The 16865-nt window shown below is 37.7% G+C and carries 13 protein-coding genes; 6 read left to right on the top strand and 7 right to left on the bottom strand.

Annotated features, from left to right (window positions below):
* Window positions 1-3: 3 nt before the first annotated feature.
* From C9I86_RS10175 to C9I86_RS10160, 4 genes are all read right to left on the bottom strand, one after another.
* On the bottom strand, window positions 4-1212 hold the full coding sequence (locus C9I86_RS10175) for an efflux RND transporter periplasmic adaptor subunit (RefSeq protein ID WP_107276279.1): 1209 nt from the start codon (window positions 1210-1212) through the stop codon (window positions 4-6).
* 184 nt (window positions 1213-1396) lie between these two features.
* Window positions 1397-2143, bottom strand: coding sequence for a 3'-5' exonuclease (locus C9I86_RS10170; RefSeq protein WP_107276278.1), 747 nt, complete (start codon window positions 2141-2143; stop codon window positions 1397-1399).
* A gap of 2 nt (window positions 2144-2145) precedes the next feature.
* Window positions 2146-4053 (bottom strand): DUF294 nucleotidyltransferase-like domain-containing protein, encoded by a 1908-nt coding sequence (locus C9I86_RS10165; RefSeq protein WP_107276277.1) that lies wholly within the window; start codon window positions 4051-4053, stop codon window positions 2146-2148.
* Window positions 4054-4174: 121 nt separating this feature from the next.
* A complete protein-coding gene (locus C9I86_RS10160) occupies window positions 4175-5803 on the bottom strand; it encodes a sodium/sugar symporter (protein ID WP_107276276.1) in 1629 nt (542 codons plus the stop codon).
* 643 nt (window positions 5804-6446) lie between these two features.
* On the opposite strand from C9I86_RS10160, the gene C9I86_RS10155 reads away from it, so the two are divergent.
* From C9I86_RS10155 to C9I86_RS10140, 4 genes are all read left to right on the top strand, one after another.
* Window positions 6447-6890: an Hsp20 family protein gene (locus C9I86_RS10155; protein WP_045028746.1), complete on the top strand. Its 444-nt coding sequence runs from the start codon at window positions 6447-6449 to the stop codon at window positions 6888-6890.
* A gap of 258 nt (window positions 6891-7148) precedes the next feature.
* Complete coding sequence (dnaK, locus tag C9I86_RS10150) at window positions 7149-9053, top strand: molecular chaperone DnaK (protein WP_107276275.1); 1905 nt, start codon at window positions 7149-7151, stop codon at window positions 9051-9053.
* A 266-nt stretch (window positions 9054-9319) separates the two neighbouring features.
* Complete coding sequence (locus C9I86_RS10145) at window positions 9320-10231, top strand: DnaJ C-terminal domain-containing protein (protein ID WP_107276274.1); 912 nt, start codon at window positions 9320-9322, stop codon at window positions 10229-10231.
* A 109-nt stretch (window positions 10232-10340) separates the two neighbouring features.
* The gene (locus C9I86_RS10140) at window positions 10341-10793 is read left to right on the top strand and encodes a hypothetical protein (RefSeq protein ID WP_080155740.1); all 453 of its coding nucleotides are present in this window, start codon (window positions 10341-10343) and stop codon (window positions 10791-10793) included.
* Window positions 10794-10877: 84 nt separating this feature from the next.
* Here C9I86_RS10140 and hflX read toward each other — a convergent pair whose 3' ends face one another.
* Entirely contained in the window at window positions 10878-12221 is a 1344-nt protein-coding gene (gene hflX, locus C9I86_RS10135) for a GTPase HflX (RefSeq protein WP_107276273.1), read from the bottom strand.
* A gap of 102 nt (window positions 12222-12323) precedes the next feature.
* A complete protein-coding gene (locus C9I86_RS10130; RefSeq protein WP_080155738.1) occupies window positions 12324-13103 on the bottom strand; it encodes a TatD family hydrolase in 780 nt (259 codons plus the stop codon).
* Window positions 13104-13374: 271 nt separating this feature from the next.
* On the opposite strand from C9I86_RS10130, the gene C9I86_RS10125 reads away from it, so the two are divergent.
* Both C9I86_RS10125 and C9I86_RS10120 read left to right on the top strand, forming a co-directional pair.
* Window positions 13375-14559, top strand: coding sequence for a hypothetical protein (locus tag C9I86_RS10125; protein WP_080155737.1), 1185 nt, complete (start codon window positions 13375-13377; stop codon window positions 14557-14559).
* 341 nt (window positions 14560-14900) lie between these two features.
* A complete protein-coding gene (locus C9I86_RS10120; RefSeq protein WP_107276272.1) occupies window positions 14901-16055 on the top strand; it encodes a hypothetical protein in 1155 nt (384 codons plus the stop codon).
* A 78-nt stretch (window positions 16056-16133) separates the two neighbouring features.
* Here C9I86_RS10120 and C9I86_RS10115 read toward each other — a convergent pair whose 3' ends face one another.
* Window positions 16134-16811: an SH3 domain-containing protein gene (locus C9I86_RS10115; protein WP_107276271.1), complete on the bottom strand. Its 678-nt coding sequence runs from the start codon at window positions 16809-16811 to the stop codon at window positions 16134-16136.
* Between the last annotated feature and the right edge of the window lie 54 nt (window positions 16812-16865).

The raw sequence follows: 16865 nt of genomic DNA, 5'->3' as shown, positions 1-16865 counted from the left end.
TCATTAGTCTCCGTTCTCAGTACCTTTAGAATGCGTCAGTGTAAGTGTTGCTTGTTCCGTCTTAGAGGGAGTATTTAAAATAGGGGTTACTTCTTTGCCATCTAAATGATTATCTGGCCACGTCAGTGACACTAACTCACCTTCTTCTAACCCACTGCTAATGTAGGCATAATCAAGATCAGTACGCGCAACCACGACTTTGCGCATTTGAGTTAAACCATTGCGATCAACCAATATCACATGATCATTTCTCACCACGTGACGTTGTAACTTAACGGCATTATTAATCGGCCTTGCTGCAACATTTGCGGTAACAAACGTCCCAAATTTTAAAACATCAGCACGTTGCGAACTTGGGTGTTGTAATTGATAAGGATCAAACACATCAACAATAAGATAAACCATTCGACTTTGTTGATCGATGATCCCTTCAGTACCAATAAAGTCAGCTTGCCAATGTTGATAAGGTTGGCCAAGGCGCTCTGAGGCTAATATAACGCGAGTATTGAGTGAGTTTGTGTCGAGGAATGAAAAAGCTTGTGGTGTCACAGGAAGGCGGATTCTAGCGACATCTGTACCAAATATGCGCCCAAGTTGCTCGCCAACATTGACATGAGTGCCAATATTAACCGCTTTCTCTGTAATTAAACCATCAAAGGGCGCAATAATAGTTGTACGAGCAACGTTACGTTGGGCACGTGCTAATGCTGCTTGTGCAAATTTAACATTCGCTTGTTCTTGTTTTCGTTGTGGAATGCGTAATCCTAACGCTGATTGCTTAGCGACAGCGACATGACGTAAATTCTTTTTTGCTACGATCCCATGGGCGATTTCTTGTTCAAGTTTCGCTTTTGCTTGGGCTAACGTTGCCTGTGCCTGAGCAAGATCAGCATGGTAATCATCATCGTCTAAATACGCTAACACTTGCCCTTTTCGTACAAATTGTCCAACCGCAAAAGCAGGATCTAAACGGTTAACAATGCCACTTACTTGCGCAACTAACTCTGCTTGATGCTTAGGTTTAACCATTCCATAAGAGTTAATATTAAAACGCAATTGCTGCTTTTTTACTTGCATCACATCAAGTACTGGCACAATCTTTTCAATCATTTTCTGCTGAGGTTGAGGCCTATTTAATAATAACCCTGCCGACACCCCTGCAAACAGTAATAAAATCACTACCGGTAAATAGCGTCTTATAATGACACCCATGCTATCCAATCCCTTACTAGCAAACCAAAACACACTATTGCTTTAATTTGAGTGTAGAGCATCTATGCATCGCGTGTTGTTTAGATGTGCAATTAAGTGATCAATGCAGAATAACACCGACAGTGATAAATAAAGAAAAGCACCTAAACCTTAAACTAAGACCGAAAGCTTATAATAAATAACACTAACGTTTAAGCAACTGGCCAATAGTCGGCAATTTATTACCGTAAATTTTATGCAATAACACCATACATAACTCCCCACACGCGATAGCATCAAACAAGGCATCATGGGCTTGATACTCAGGTAAGCCTAATTTATGCCGCGCACTGCCTAAACGCGCATCTTGGTGTGAGATTTGATTATTATATAAAGATTGATACAGCGGTAACGTGTCTAGCCACAATAGTGGGCAATCATTCAATTGATATTTATGCTGTAGATACGCACTGATAAAGCCTTGTTCCATAAAACAACCGTGAGCAATACCTATTTTTCCAGTCAAAGCCACCAGTAATCGCATCATCACCTTATCAAGTGGCTGTCCTTGTAATAATTGCGCATGATCAATATGATTGATCACCACACTATCAGGTTTAATTGTTGCACTTGAATTAATTAATTCACTGACACTGGTGCTCAGATCAATCGCATTACTCTGCATAGCAACATAGCCTACCGATAAAATGTCATCTTGCTGAGCATCAAAGCCCGTAGTTTCAAAATCAATCGCTAACAATGGCCATTGGTTTATCACTGTCGATGGTTGCGGTAATGGTGCGCGAAACAATGCTTGAATAAAATCAGGCAAGTCAGGCCGCTGTTGTAACAGCGTTATTCGTCGCTGTTCCAAATCACCTAACGGGTTTCCCAATAAGCGCTGCCACCATAAACACCACTGAGATCGGCTAAAAATATGATTATTCTTCATGCTTAACAAAACTTCATTTTGATGACTTCTTGATAGCTGGTAATCAACTTAAACGTTTCCCGTAGATGTGTGCGTTCAAAACTGTTAAATGCATTCGGGTTAATATGATTATTAGGTATTTTACCTTGTTGTAATGCTTGCAGTTGATGGCTATAACGAATCTGACTAATAAATTGAAATGCTGCTAATAAATCCTTGAACGTCGCCTTATTTATGACATTGTGTTCAAACAATGCCTGTAATCTTTCTTCGGTATTGGTTTTATAAACGACACTTTTCTCTACGCTGTATAATTGGGATAACAACTGTAAATATTGCACACGCACTAAATTCACAATAATACTTAATGCGGCATCTTTAATATCAAGTGTATTGGCATTTTCGCCTTCTTTTACTAATACCCAATTTCTAAAAATACTCAGCGGGGTTTTCTGTACTAGTGCATTACGAGCCAAGGCTGAGATTAAACGTGCATTACGAACCAATTGTTTACACATACACGCCTGTAACTCATCAACCAACTGTTGCTTGCCTGTGATATAGCGCATATCAAGAAAGACACTCATTTCTAGTAATAAATCATATTCAGGGTTTACTGCCCATTTTTGATAATGCGCTTTCCATACCGCGAGAGGTTGACACCATTTATGCGTCACGGCCATGAACCGACCACTGCAAAGCTCATACCCACACAACGCCATTCCCTTACTGACATACATCGCTAAATGATGGAAATAGGCTTTATCTGCATCAGTCGCGTCGTTTGCTAAAATCAACGCATTATCTTGATCAGACAACATATGAACTTCATTACGGGCGTGAGAACCGGCAACTACCCAACAGTATTCACAAGGCGCGGCCCCTAAATATGCCTCAGCCATCATCACTAACCGACGATTATAAGCATCCATGATCATTGCCATAACCTGACCAATAACACTGACAGTCACTTTCGCTTCAACCAAGGCTTCAAAAATAGCCTGTCGCTCAATAGTAAGCTTCGCTAGTTGATCAAGACGTTCAATTTTATTAATTTTATCGATTAAAAAGATCGCTTGAATACGGTGGTTTTGAACTAAATCAGAAGGGGTAATTAATCCGATTGGAACGCCATTATCTAACACTGGAATATTCTTTATACCGTGTTGCATCATCAGCGATGCCGCCGTGATCACCAAATCGTCGCGTTTAACACTGTAAGGCGTCTGCGTCATAACAGTAGCAATGTTCTCGCTAATAGCGATACCGTCAGCAACGACGCGCTTCGTCATGTCTTTATCTGTAATCAAGCCAATAAATTTATTATTCTGCATAATAAAAGCACAAGATGAATTCGTGCCCACATGCATCGCTTTAGCAACCGCTTGAATAGTTTGAGTACTTTCAACCAAAACAATATGAGGATTAAGCACGTCCATGATAGGTTTAAAAAACAACCCTTTTTCATGTTGTGACCACACAACATTTAATCCACTGCGAAGGCGACTTTGTGCGTGTGAAGCAAAATGCGCTAAAGCATTCGGTTGATCATTTAATTTGGCTAATAATGCATTAATAGACAAACAATAAATTAGCGCATCTTCAATAACAGTAATGGTATAAGGATCACTAGCGGTATTGGTCTCTTGCTGAGTTAATCGAGAAAATCCAAAAAAATCTTCCGCTGCTAATTTTGCTCGTAACGTACCATCAAGATTGCGTTGTTCAACAGCACCCATTCGCAATAAATACAGTTGATCACTTTCTTGTAAATCAATCACCTCTCCTTTACCAAAATAACGAATGGTGATCATTCCCGCGACATCACGTAATGTTTTAGGGTTTAGCTTATCAAACGGATCAACCGTCCCCATAAACTCAATAATATTAGGAATCAAGGTTTCAGACATATCAATAATTACTCGTGTCATTTAACTGTTATTTTGTAATCGTTACCATCGATAACAAAATAAGTGTCGTATCCATTAATGATATTAAAAAGATAGCGAAACTAATGATTCGCTATCTTTATTTAACATGATGCTAATGTTATTACCAGAACACAGAATAAAGCACAGCAAGAATAATTAAAATGGCATAAGCACCAAGATTAAACATCTTATCGGTTTTAAACATATCAGGATCTAAATCAATCGCTTTATCGTCTAATGCTGATGTTGCACTACCCAAACTTACCAGTACTATCACCGCCATAGTAAACAATAAGGTATACATCATCTGATCAAGGAATGGCATATTCAAAGGCATAAACTTCAAGAATAAAGCAAATGGAATCGATAATAACACCCCAACAATTGCTCCTTTGCTGTTCGTTTTATGCCAGAATAAACCTAATAAGAAAACCGCTAAGATACCAGGGCTAACTAAACCAGTGTATTCCTGAATATACTGAAACGCTTGTCCGATACCACCTAGCATTGGGGCAACAATACATGCAATAACCAAGGCAACAATTGCGCTACCACGGCCAACATTCACTAACTGGCTATCACTCGAATTAGGTGAAATATATTCTTTATAAATATCCATCGTAAAAATGGTTGCGGTTGAGTTCAGCATTGACGCAAGTGATGACACTATCGCTGCGGCAAGCGCGGCAAAAACCATGCCTTTTAGACCAATCGGTAAAAATTGCGTCAACCATGGATAAGCTTTATCTGCATGTGCAAAACTAGGGATATTAGTTTGACCAATATCACCTAAACCGGCAAGTAAAGTACTGTCATGGGTAATCACGTAAGCTGCAATACCAGGAATAACAACCAAGAAAGGCACAATCAATTTCAAAAATGCTGCAAAAACAATACCTTTTTGAGCTTCACCAATTGATTTTGCCGCTAAAGTACGCTGAATAATATATTGGTTAAACCCCCAGTAATAAAGGTTCGCAACCCATAAACCACCAATTAATACCGCGATTCCAGGTAAATTCATGTATTGTGGGTTATCTTGATCAAGGATCATTGTAAAGTGTTCAGGTGCTGCTGCAGCCATACGAGATAAACCACCAAATAATCCATCAGCGCCACCAATATACAATACCGCCATCACTGTTGTAATTAAGCCACCGACAATAAGGAAGAACACTTGAATAACATCAGTCCATACGACTGCGGATAAACCACCATAAATTGAGTAAACCAATGCAAAAAGGGCCAATCCTAAAATAGAGTAAATCAGAGGGATACCAAGAATAGTTTGTAGTGCTAAACCACCCAAATATAATACAGAGGTTAAGTTAACAAACACATACAGTGCAATCCAGAACACCGCTAAAATAGTCTTCAAGTTTTTATTAAAGCGTTGCTCAACAAATTCAGGAATGGTGTAAATACCTTTATTAATAAAGACGGGTAAAAAATATTTACCGACAATAATTAAGGTTAATGCCGCCATCCATTCATAGGAAGCAATAGCTAATCCAATCGAGTAGCCAGAGCCTGACATTCCGATAAATTGTTCAGCTGAAATATTTGCGGCAATCAGTGATGAACCCACCGCCCACCATGGCAAAGATTTACCCGCTAAAAAATAATCTTCGGTGGTTTTTGTGTGTCCTTTTTTATTACGAGAAACAAATAACCCGACCCCGATAATAATTAAAACATATATAACAAAAACTGCTATATCTATGCTCGATAACCCTAAGTAAGACGACATTATGTAACTCCATGATAAATACTGTAACCAATTGTAAACGTTATCACGCGTTAAATAATGCGAACGATCACAATTTTGATCACGTCTATTTACCGATAATAGATAGTGTGTCGTAGTTCTCAGTCACCATTAAAAACCGATATTCCTTCTATTTAATAGCCCACAATGTGATAAGCAAAACAGAAAATTAACGCCATTTCATTTAAGTGAATTATTGCTTGATGAGGTCTTGAAAATACAAATTTTTGCCCTTATGTATATAAAGATAACAACAAAAATACGGTTAAATGACGTTAGATTATCAATGAATAACCTATGGTAATAAAACAGAGTACAATTTTTTAGTGTTGATAGTTTTTTAAAATCAGCAAGTTAGTATAAATTACAATAAAACATTAGAAAAACTAATTAAAAACTGTTGACGGAAACCCTCCGGAAGCATATATTAATTACACGAACTGCCAAATGGAGTTCAAACCGCTATTAAGATTCGCCTTATTAGGGAATGCCTTATTAGCACTTATATATCGAATCAAGATCCTATAACGGACTGGTTCACTTAGTTTGCTGTTAAGTCGCCTTGTCGATAACGACATACTTAACAAACAACTAAGACTATTGCTTATTATTGAGGATAGTTTTTATGCGTAATGTAGATTTCACTCCCCTATACCGCCATGCTATTGGTTTTGATCGCTTGTTTAACCTTGTTGAAGCAAGCAACACTAAAACCCAAGCTGCGGGATACCCTCCGTACAATATCGAACAAACGGATGAGAACAACTACCGTATTACTATGGCAGTTGCTGGTTTCTCTGAAGAGCGTTTAGATCTTACTCAAAACGAGAATATGCTTGTTGTGACTGGTACTCGTGCACCAGAAGAAGACAAGAACTTTATTTACCAGGGTATTGCTGAACGTAACTTTGAACGTAAATTCCAACTTGCTGATTATGTAAGTGTTGTTGGTGCTAATCTTGAAAATGGTCTACTACATATTGATCTTTTCCGTGAAGTACCAGAAGCAATGCAACCACGTAAAATTGCAATTGGTCAATCAGCATCAGTAGCACCAACTGCCGAGTAAGCCTCATCAGTTGTAAGTGCTCCTCTCGTAATAATAACGTTGAGCTATTGGCTTTATTCATCATGCATTATTAATGCAGGTCGCTAATAGCTCCGTAAATATTCACCCTATTATGGGTAACTTAAAAATTTAGCTGAATTGATTATTGTTATTCCCAAGGATCACATGAACCATTTTCATGGACCTTAACGGCATACTTATAACTCGCCGTTCGAATAAGAAAAACTAATCAATGCAGCGCACAAAGGAATTATAAATATGAGTAAGATTATCGGTATTGACTTAGGTACAACTAACTCTTGTGTTGCTGTTTTAGATGGCGATACTGCACGTGTTATTGAAAATGCGGAAGGCGAACGTACCACCGCATCAATCATTGCCTACACTGATGGTGAAACCTTAGTCGGCCAACCCGCAAAACGTCAGGCAGTAACTAACCCTGAAAATACGTTATTTGCGATTAAACGTTTAATCGGTCGTCGTTTTGAAGATGACGAGATTCAACGTGATCTTGATATTATGCCTTACAAAATTGTAAAAGCAGATAATGGCGACGCATGGGTTGAAGCGAAAGGCCAAAAGATGGCGGCACCACAAGTTTCTGCTGAAATTTTGAAAAAAATGAAAAAGACAGCAGAAGAATACTTAGGTGAAAAAGTAACAGGTGCTGTCATTACCGTTCCGGCTTACTTTAACGATGCTCAACGTCAAGCAACAAAAGATGCAGGCCGTATTGCAGGTCTCGATGTAAAGCGTATTATCAATGAACCAACAGCGGCAGCATTAGCTTATGGTCTTGATAAAAAAGCCGGTGACAGTGTTATTGCTGTTTACGACTTAGGTGGTGGTACGTTTGATATTTCTATTATTGAAATTGATAACGTTGATGGCGAGCAAACGTTTGAAGTATTAGCAACCAATGGTGATACTCATCTTGGTGGTGAAGACTTTGATACCCGCTTAATTAACTACCTTGTAAGCGAATTTAAGAAAGACCAAGGTATCGATCTTAAAAATGATCCACTCGCAATGCAGCGTGTAAAAGAAGCGGCGGAAAAAGCGAAGATTGAATTATCATCAGCACAACAAACAGATGTTAATCTACCTTACGTCACAGCCGATGCAACAGGTCCTAAACACTTGAATGTTAAGATCACACGTGCAAAATTGGAATCACTGGTTGAAGACCTAGTACAAGGTACACTAGACCCTGTAAAATCAGCATTAAAAGACGCAAACTTAAATATAAGTGACATTACTGATGTGATTTTAGTGGGTGGTCAAACGCGGATGCCATTGGTACAAAAAGTTGTTACTGACTTCTTTGGTAAAGAGCCGCGTAAAGACGTTAACCCAGATGAGGCTGTTGCTATGGGCGCAGCCATTCAGGCTGGTGTATTAGCAGGTGATGTTAAAGATGTGCTATTGCTTGATGTAACACCACTATCCTTTGGTATTGAAACCATGGGTGGTGTGATGACAACCTTGATCGATAAGAACACCACAATTCCGACAAAAGCGAATCAAGTGTTCTCGACTGCTGAAGATAATCAAAATGCAGTAACGATCCACGTCCTTCAAGGCGAGCGTAAACAAGCGGTACATAATAAATCATTAGGGCAGTTTAACCTTGAAGGTATTCAAGCTGCACCACGCGGCATGCCACAAATTGATGTGACATTTGATTTAGATGCGGATGGTATTTTAAACGTATCAGCCACAGACAAAGCAACAGGTAAAGCACAAAAGATCACGATTCAAGCATCTGGTGGTTTAACCGACGCTGAAATTGAAAAGATGGTACAAGAAGCAGAAGCAAACAAAGACGCAGACAAACAGTTTGAAGAGTTAGTAACTGCACGTAACCAAGCGGATCAATTGATTCACAGCACACGTAAGCAGATGACTGAAGCGGGAGATAGCTTCCCTGAAGCAGAAAAAACCAACATTGAAGCAGCTATCACTGCACTTGAAGCCGTGAAATCTAGCGATGATAAAGCAGCGATAAATACACAAACTCAAGCGTTAATGACAGCAGCACAAAAAATAATGGAACATGCTCAGGCTCAAACCCAAGCAAATCCTCAAGGACAATCTGACGCTAACCAACAAAATGCGAAAGATGATGACGTTGTAGATGCTGAGTTTGAAGAAATGAAGTAAATGTTAATGTTGCGACATCGATAAGTTGCTAAATCAATAATCGACAGCACATAGCAAAAACTTCACAAAAACTATGGGCGTAGAGATCTTTATCTCTCGCCCTTTTCGACGATTACAATAAAGAGAATCCTATTAGGCTAACTATCTGTGCCTTTTTAGATCATTAACTGTTTAAGTATGATGCTGTTTTTCGTTATCATATGTGTTAACTACATGATTTAGAATGTTCCAGATAGTTGTCCCGATAGGGATAAGAGGTGTTACCAATGTCAAAACGCGATTTTTATGAAGTTCTTGGTGTCGCCAAAACTGCATCTGAAAAAGAAATTAAAAAAGCTTATAAAAAGCTAGCAATGAAGTTCCACCCAGATAAAAACCCGGATGATCCAACCGCTGCTGATAAATTCAAAGAAGTAAAAGCCGCTTATGAGATTCTAATGGATAAAGAAAAACGTACTGCTTACGATCAATTTGGTCATAATGCGTTTGAAAATCCAGGGATGGGCGGTGGTCAACGTGGTGGCCATCAAGGCTTTGGTCAACAAGGTGGTTACAGCGACTTTGAAGACATGTTTGGCGGTGCTTTCGGTGACATGTTCTCCAATGCACGTGGTGGTCGAGGCGGCTTCGGTGGTCGTCATTCAACTCGCCCGCAAAAAGGTGAAGATCTTCAATACACCATGGAAATCGATCTTGAAGATGCTATCAGTGGTGCATCACGTGTTATCGATCTTCCTGTATTTGAAGGTAGCGTTCAAACCAATAAAAAACTGAACATCAAAATACCAGCGGGTATCGAGGAAGGCGGCCGTATTCGATTAAGTGGCAAAGGTCACCCTGGTATTAACGGAGGCCCTCAGGGTGATGTTTATATTCAGATGAATATTCGCCCTCACCCACGCTACACTCGCGAAGGTAATAACTTACTTTGTAAAGCAACCACTGATTTTGTTACCGCAGCCTTAGGCGGTAAAGTGGAAGTCAATACATTAGGTGGCGCAATCAGTTTGAAAATACCTGAAGGCACACAAACTGGCCGTAAGTTCCGCCTAAAAGGTAAAGGTGTTACTGATCGTAAGGGCAATACGGGTGATTTAATCGTTCAACTCATCATTGAAACACCACTCAACCTTAGTGATCGTCAAAAAGAATTACTGAATGAGTTTGCAGCAGCTTAACCTAAATTAGGTGACGCTCTGTCTATAATAAAGCCAATATCAGCGAATATTTTTATTCCTTGCTATTGGCTTTTTTGCATTCAATTTAGATTAAAAATAGGAAGACTCTATGCTGAAAAAAATAATTACTACCAGCTTATTAGTGATTACGGGCATCAGCTTTACCACTTCTTGTGTATTTGCCGCTAACATCACCGACATTAATAACGCGGTGGAGAATAGTCGTCATTTACTTGAAGGCGAAACATTTACCTTAGATCAACCTTGCCGATTCTTTAATGATTACAGTTATAAACTTTACCATTGCCAAGCGATGATTGCCCCGCTGGCACTGGTCAACGACAAAACATTAGCGGCAACAAAAGAAACAGATAACCTATTACACCGTCAAATTTCATTTGTACGCAAAGAAGGTGGATTTGCGATATTTAGATTACTGCCACTTACGACGCATCCAGTAGTAGAAGAAAATAATGACGAGAGTAGCTATACACCACCTGCAGCGGCAAAAAAGCAGTTATCTTTTTTAGGTTTTAAAGGTGAACACAAAGAAAAAAAATGAGCGAATTATCGCTCATTTAAAATACGCAGCCTATTATTTGCTGCGTATTTTATGGTGGTTTAAAACATAGGATCAGAAGATTGTTTAATCTTTATTCTGCATTTGCTTTTTAAGGCGTGCTAAGTTGATTGGGTTTGAGCGAACAGTAAAAGTAATATGCTCATACTCATACTCTTCTTTGGTCACACTCATGCTTGAACGAATTTCACCAATAATTCCATTGGCAGTGTATGGCACGATGATCTCATCTTCAACCATCTCATTCTGTGCAATATTAACGATATATTGATGTAATTTAGTAATATCAGCCGGATTACGGGTTGATGTCATCACAGCATCAGGGAACTCAACCATCAATGCCTGTTGTTGTTCCTCACTCAATTGGTCTGATTTATTTAACACCAATTGCTTAGGAATATCATCCACACCTACTTCGTGTAGCACTTCATGTACAACATCAAGTTGTGAACGGAAAGAAGGATCAGAAGCATCAACCACATATAACAATAATGAAGCATCATGCGCTTCTGCCAATGTTGAATGAAATGACGCGACTAAATCATGCGGAAGCTTTTTAATAAAGCCAACCGTATCAGAGACTAGAATTCGTGGTTGAGTTATAGGTTGTAATGCACGCACGGTAGTATCAAGGGTAGCAAACAATTTGTTTTCAACTAGTACTTCACTGCCTGTTAGTGCACGCATCATTGATGACTTACCGGCATTGGTATAACCCACTAACGCGACACAGAACAATTCTGAGCGTTGAGCACGACGACCTTTAAGCTCATCTTGCACACTAGCAAGTTCGCGTCGTAGTTCTGCTAATTGGTCACGAATTTTACGACGATCAAGTTCAAGTGTGGTTTCACCTGCACCCTTACCCATTTGACGTTCTTTATTACCACTGGTTGACTCACGTAAACGCGGCGCTAAATAGTTAAGGCGTGCAATTTCAACTTGTAGTCGTGCAGTACGAGTACGCGCATGACGACTAAAAATTTCAATGATAATACCGGTACGATCAAATACCTCGACACCCAGTTGATTTTCAACATTGCGCAATTGTGATGGACTTAAATCACAATCAAATACCACTACATCAGCACTGCCAAAGGGTAAATCTTCAGACGGTAGTTCGCTAAAAAGCATCTCATCGACAATGTCATCATCATCGTCAAAATCATCCACAAAACCTTGGTTACCTGTAAGATGTGCTATTTCGGCCATCTTGCCAGAACCTAATACATTCATACGTTGAGTTGAACTGAGTTTTTGGGATTGCGTTCCAACAACTTTAAAACCAAGCGTAGTAACAAGACGAGCTAATTCAGCCAGTGATGCTTTGGCTTCATCACCTTTAAACTGCGGTGTTTGGATTGAAATAAGTAAAGCACGATTTTGTGAGGCTTTTGCTGTTAATTGCATAATTTTCTATACGTGCACATACGTACACCCTATTTTTATATTTGTTTCATCCTACGCTGTTATCAATCAGCTTTATATAAAAATAGACTGTCGTTTAGGTTATCACTTAACCATCTTCACCTTTTTTCCCTCTTTTCGAAGATAACGCTGAGTATTAACGGTTAATATTGCTGTTAATTGTGCTATCGATATTTGGTGGTGCTTAGCCAAAGCCGCGATCACAGCAACCACCATACTCGGGTCACCAACCTCTCCGTTATATTTACATGGCGCATCAGATTCAACTAACATCATCGATAGCGGTATATTCTGCACAAATTGCCAATAATGATCATCGACAAAAATCCACGGACTCACTGAAATAAAATGTCCTTGTTGCTGTAACAGGGCTAATTGTGTCGCAGTACCTTCGTACCAATGAAATAAAGCGCCTTCAACATCATATTGCTGCAATATAGGAAGTGCTAGCGCAATGTCATCTTCCACCACATGCAAATTAACCGGCAGGTCATAGTCCGCAGCTATAGCAACAAACCGAGCCATTAGTTGTGCACCTTGCTGTTTTATATGCCGCTTTTCGGTTGCTGTTTTATCATCAAGATAAAAGAACGGTATACCAATCTCACCAATACCGCTCAACAAAGTATGATGCTGATGGATCAACGCAATCACTGCTTCTATCATCATTTCATCAGGTGTAACTTCAGGGTGTATACCTAAAAACAATTCAATCGAATTAGGATATTGTCGCTTTAATTTCAATAGTTGCTGAGCGCTATTAAGTGTCATTGATACCGCTCCTATTTTATTACCCGCCGCAATAAAAGAAACTATATTTTCAGGTGCAACCGATTCTAAATGGCAATGAATATCTGTGATCATAATAATTAATAATATCCTAGCGTTATTCAAAAAAATAAAAATTTTAGTCATTATATATTACTAAAATTTAATTCTAAAAATATAATAAAAACCATTCACAACAAATATTTACTTCTATTAAACCATAAGATAAATAAATAACAAGCCATTGTTAAATAAAGAATTAATAGCATTAACCTTCATCTGATATAAAATTTAATATATACTATTTGTTAAAAATAAGTTACACAAAACTATAGTTTATTTTAAATTACTTTTATGGATATAAGCAATGAAAATAATGAATAAGAAATTATTAATTAATATTATAAATATCAGTTTAGCTAGCTTTTCAGTTAATGCATTAAGCCTTGAAGCTAGCAGCAATTATTATCAAGATTATGACGGAGTTTTTATTGGGTATACTACAGATCCTTACTTTTTTCCAACATGGACAGAGGTAGGTGATCGTGCTCAAATTTCTAGAGATGATTGGAATGGTTTTATAAATACAAAAGGCCAGATAATGACTTTCAGAAACTATTTAGACGTAGATCACACTACAAATGACTTTTATTACCAAACTTCAGATTGTACTGGTACTCGATATGTAAAATTAAAGCTCTATCATTATTATCACGAAGATCCGTTTGAGACTGAAATATTAAAAGAGTCACCAACAACAAAAAAAATAACCCAATATACTGTCACACATGAACCCTTTAGTATGGATAATGTGGGTGATGATATGTTTGGTGATAAAGGTGTATCTCAATCAAAAATCGATGAAAATGGAAAATTTATTTGTACTAAAACCCACCAACAAGAACTTAGAGATCAGTGGGATTGGGCAATAAATTTGGTAGAAAATGGGCCAGCAGAAGAACTAGAAGCGAATCGCGAGAAAGTTGATTATATAATTGACACAATCCCTGAAGAAGCAATGAATAATCGTTTAGTCTTAGGAAAAGTTAGTGACGATGGTATCGATATGACTAACCGCTACCCTTGGATGGGATTTGATATCGAAGAAAATCATAATGTTATAGGTTATATAAAAGCCGCTCGTTTTGGCCATGGTATTGAACTGATTCTCGGAGAGACACCGCCACCAGTGCCACCTGAAGAGTTATCATTCCCACGTACATCTCATAATGTTACAGCTCACGTTCGTTATACTGGCGATCTTAGTTATGTTAACATTACCCAAGGTCCTGATATTTTTGTATCGCAAATAACAGTAAATAAAGAATCAACAGGCGTCTATGATATTTCATTCCCTGAAAATTACTTATCGAAAAAAAGTAGTGTAAATACTTTCCAAGTATTATGTTCTGTTAATAGCGGTGCCGATATTTATGCAGCAAACACTACCATCGGTTGTCATAAACTAAATAATAATAATATTATTCGTGTAACCACGAACTATAAAGGAAAACCTTTTGATAGTGATTTTTCATTAAATCTTCAACGTTAATATAAAAATAAAACCTCTTACTATTATATTTAGATAAATAAAGTAAGAGGTTTTAAAGATAGTAAATCTTCAATTTTCTTATATTTATTACAACTAAACATCTTCATTATAGACAGGCAATAAAGTAATTAATAACCCATTACCCCCACATAAGTATTCGCCTTAATTATTATTCTAAAGCATTTGATAACTAAAAATAGTCACACTGTTAATATAAAGAAAGATAATGAGAGTAAAATACAACCACTACGTCAATATATTGACATATAATAATTATGCGTACCGATGCTCATTAAATGACTATAACACTTTATTTTTAACAGCCTATAAGAATACACATAATGAAGAAAAAAAATAAACAGATACTAATGACTATTATAAATATCAGCTTAGCAAGCTTTTCACTTCATGCATTAAGTGCAGAAAATAGTAATTATTATCAAGACCATAATGGCCATTTTATTGGCTATACATCAGATGTTGATGCTTTTCCATATATAGATTATGATAATAATAGCTATGCCAATATTAATCGAGATAATTGGGAAGGATTTATTAATGGCAAAGGAGAAATCGTTCCAATAATAAATGATGCCACAGCAATTACTAACACATTTTATTATAAAACACCTGATTGTAGCGGTACTCGATATGTAGAACTATCTACTTCCCGCCGATATAATGAAGGTGTAGGTGGTTATATTTTCAAACAATCCCCAAAGACAAAGAAGATACGCCAATACACAATAGAACGCGATCTATTTGATTTGGATAATATGAAGGATCTTTTTGGTGATAAAGCCGTATCTCAATCAATCATCAATGCTGATGGAAAATTCATCTGTACCGAAGCAGAACAACAAGTATTACGTACAGAGTGGAATAAAGCCATTAATGCAACGGACGAAGAACGTAACAAATACGGTGAACAAATTAGTGCGACATTAGACAGAATTGCAGATCTCGTAAGAGATCAACCTTTAATCCTTGCCAAAGTCAGTAATGAAAGTATCGATATTACTCATCGCTACCCTTGGATGGGATTTAAAATTGACGAAAAAAATAATGTCACCGCTTATATAAAAAGTATTGATATCAGTCAACCAATCGACTTCATTAATATAAAAAACCCACCAAAACCGCCACAAAAAGTATACCCACGCACTTCGCATGAAGTAACCGTTCACGTTAGATATAATAACGATCTGAGTTATGTGAATGTTACTCAAGGCCCAGATATAGCAGAAGGCCAAATAACAGTAAATAAACAGTCAAAAGGTATTTATGATATTACCTTCCCAGAAACTTACGTACCAAAAGAAGGTGACGTCAACGTATTCCAATTATTATGTTCAGTGAATAGCGGTGCTGATATTTACGCAGCAAACACAACTATTGGCTGTCATAAACTTGAGCATGAAAATGTTATTCGTGTAACAACAAACTTAAAAGGAAAACCATTCAATAGTGATTTCTCCTTAAATATTCAGCATTAATATAGATAAAAAGCCGCTTATTTACCTCTTATAAATTTAGAGATAAATACACGGCTTTTTAATACCATTAACTAAATATTATTTAGCTGGTACAACTTCTGGTGTTGCAACAGCAGCTTTCGTTGTTAAATGAACATTTAGTTTAGGTTGTGTTGGTGAAGTAATTCCAGCTTGCTGAAACTGCTTTTGCATAATTAACATTTGCTGTTGTTGCTGATGGATTAACTTCGCCATATTCGCTTGCATGGTATTAAAATTATTTGGACTACCCATTGTATTCCAAGAGTTTGCAAAGGCTTGATTCATGTCAAGCTGTTGCTTCTGCATCGCATCAAAAAGGTGTTTATCTACCTTTTGATTATGGTTGTTGCCTTGAAATTGCACAATTTCATAATGGAATGGACCTTGTGGTGTTTGTAATACACCCTTAGTTACACTCTTCTCACCATCTTTAGTTTTTATAGTATTGGTCGTTTGATCAGGTAAAACCTTAGTATTCGCTTTTGCTATCATTTGACGATCGACACTTTGGATCCAACCCGTATTACCATTAGTTGTGTCACCCACTTTTTCCCAACCATTATTTTGATAAATGGTAATTAATGGTATCTCAGACTTTATGGTTTCAACCACCGGAGAAGTAATACTTGGGTTTTCATATACTTTAATCGTTTGGACACTGGTGTCAGCCCATGCAGCAGTACTTAGACAAGTAACGGCTACAATACCTGTGATTGCCATCGCTAAACGTTTCATATCAACCTCTCATGCGTATTTACATAACTTAAAATTAAATTAAAAACTGTGGCT

Source organism: Photobacterium sp. NCIMB 13483 (assembly GCF_003025475.1).
GTDB classification, from domain to species: Bacteria; Pseudomonadota; Gammaproteobacteria; order Enterobacterales; family Vibrionaceae; genus Photobacterium; species Photobacterium piscicola.
The sequence above is the reverse complement of the archived record's forward strand: the minus strand, read 5'-3'. Positions and strand labels throughout refer to the sequence as shown.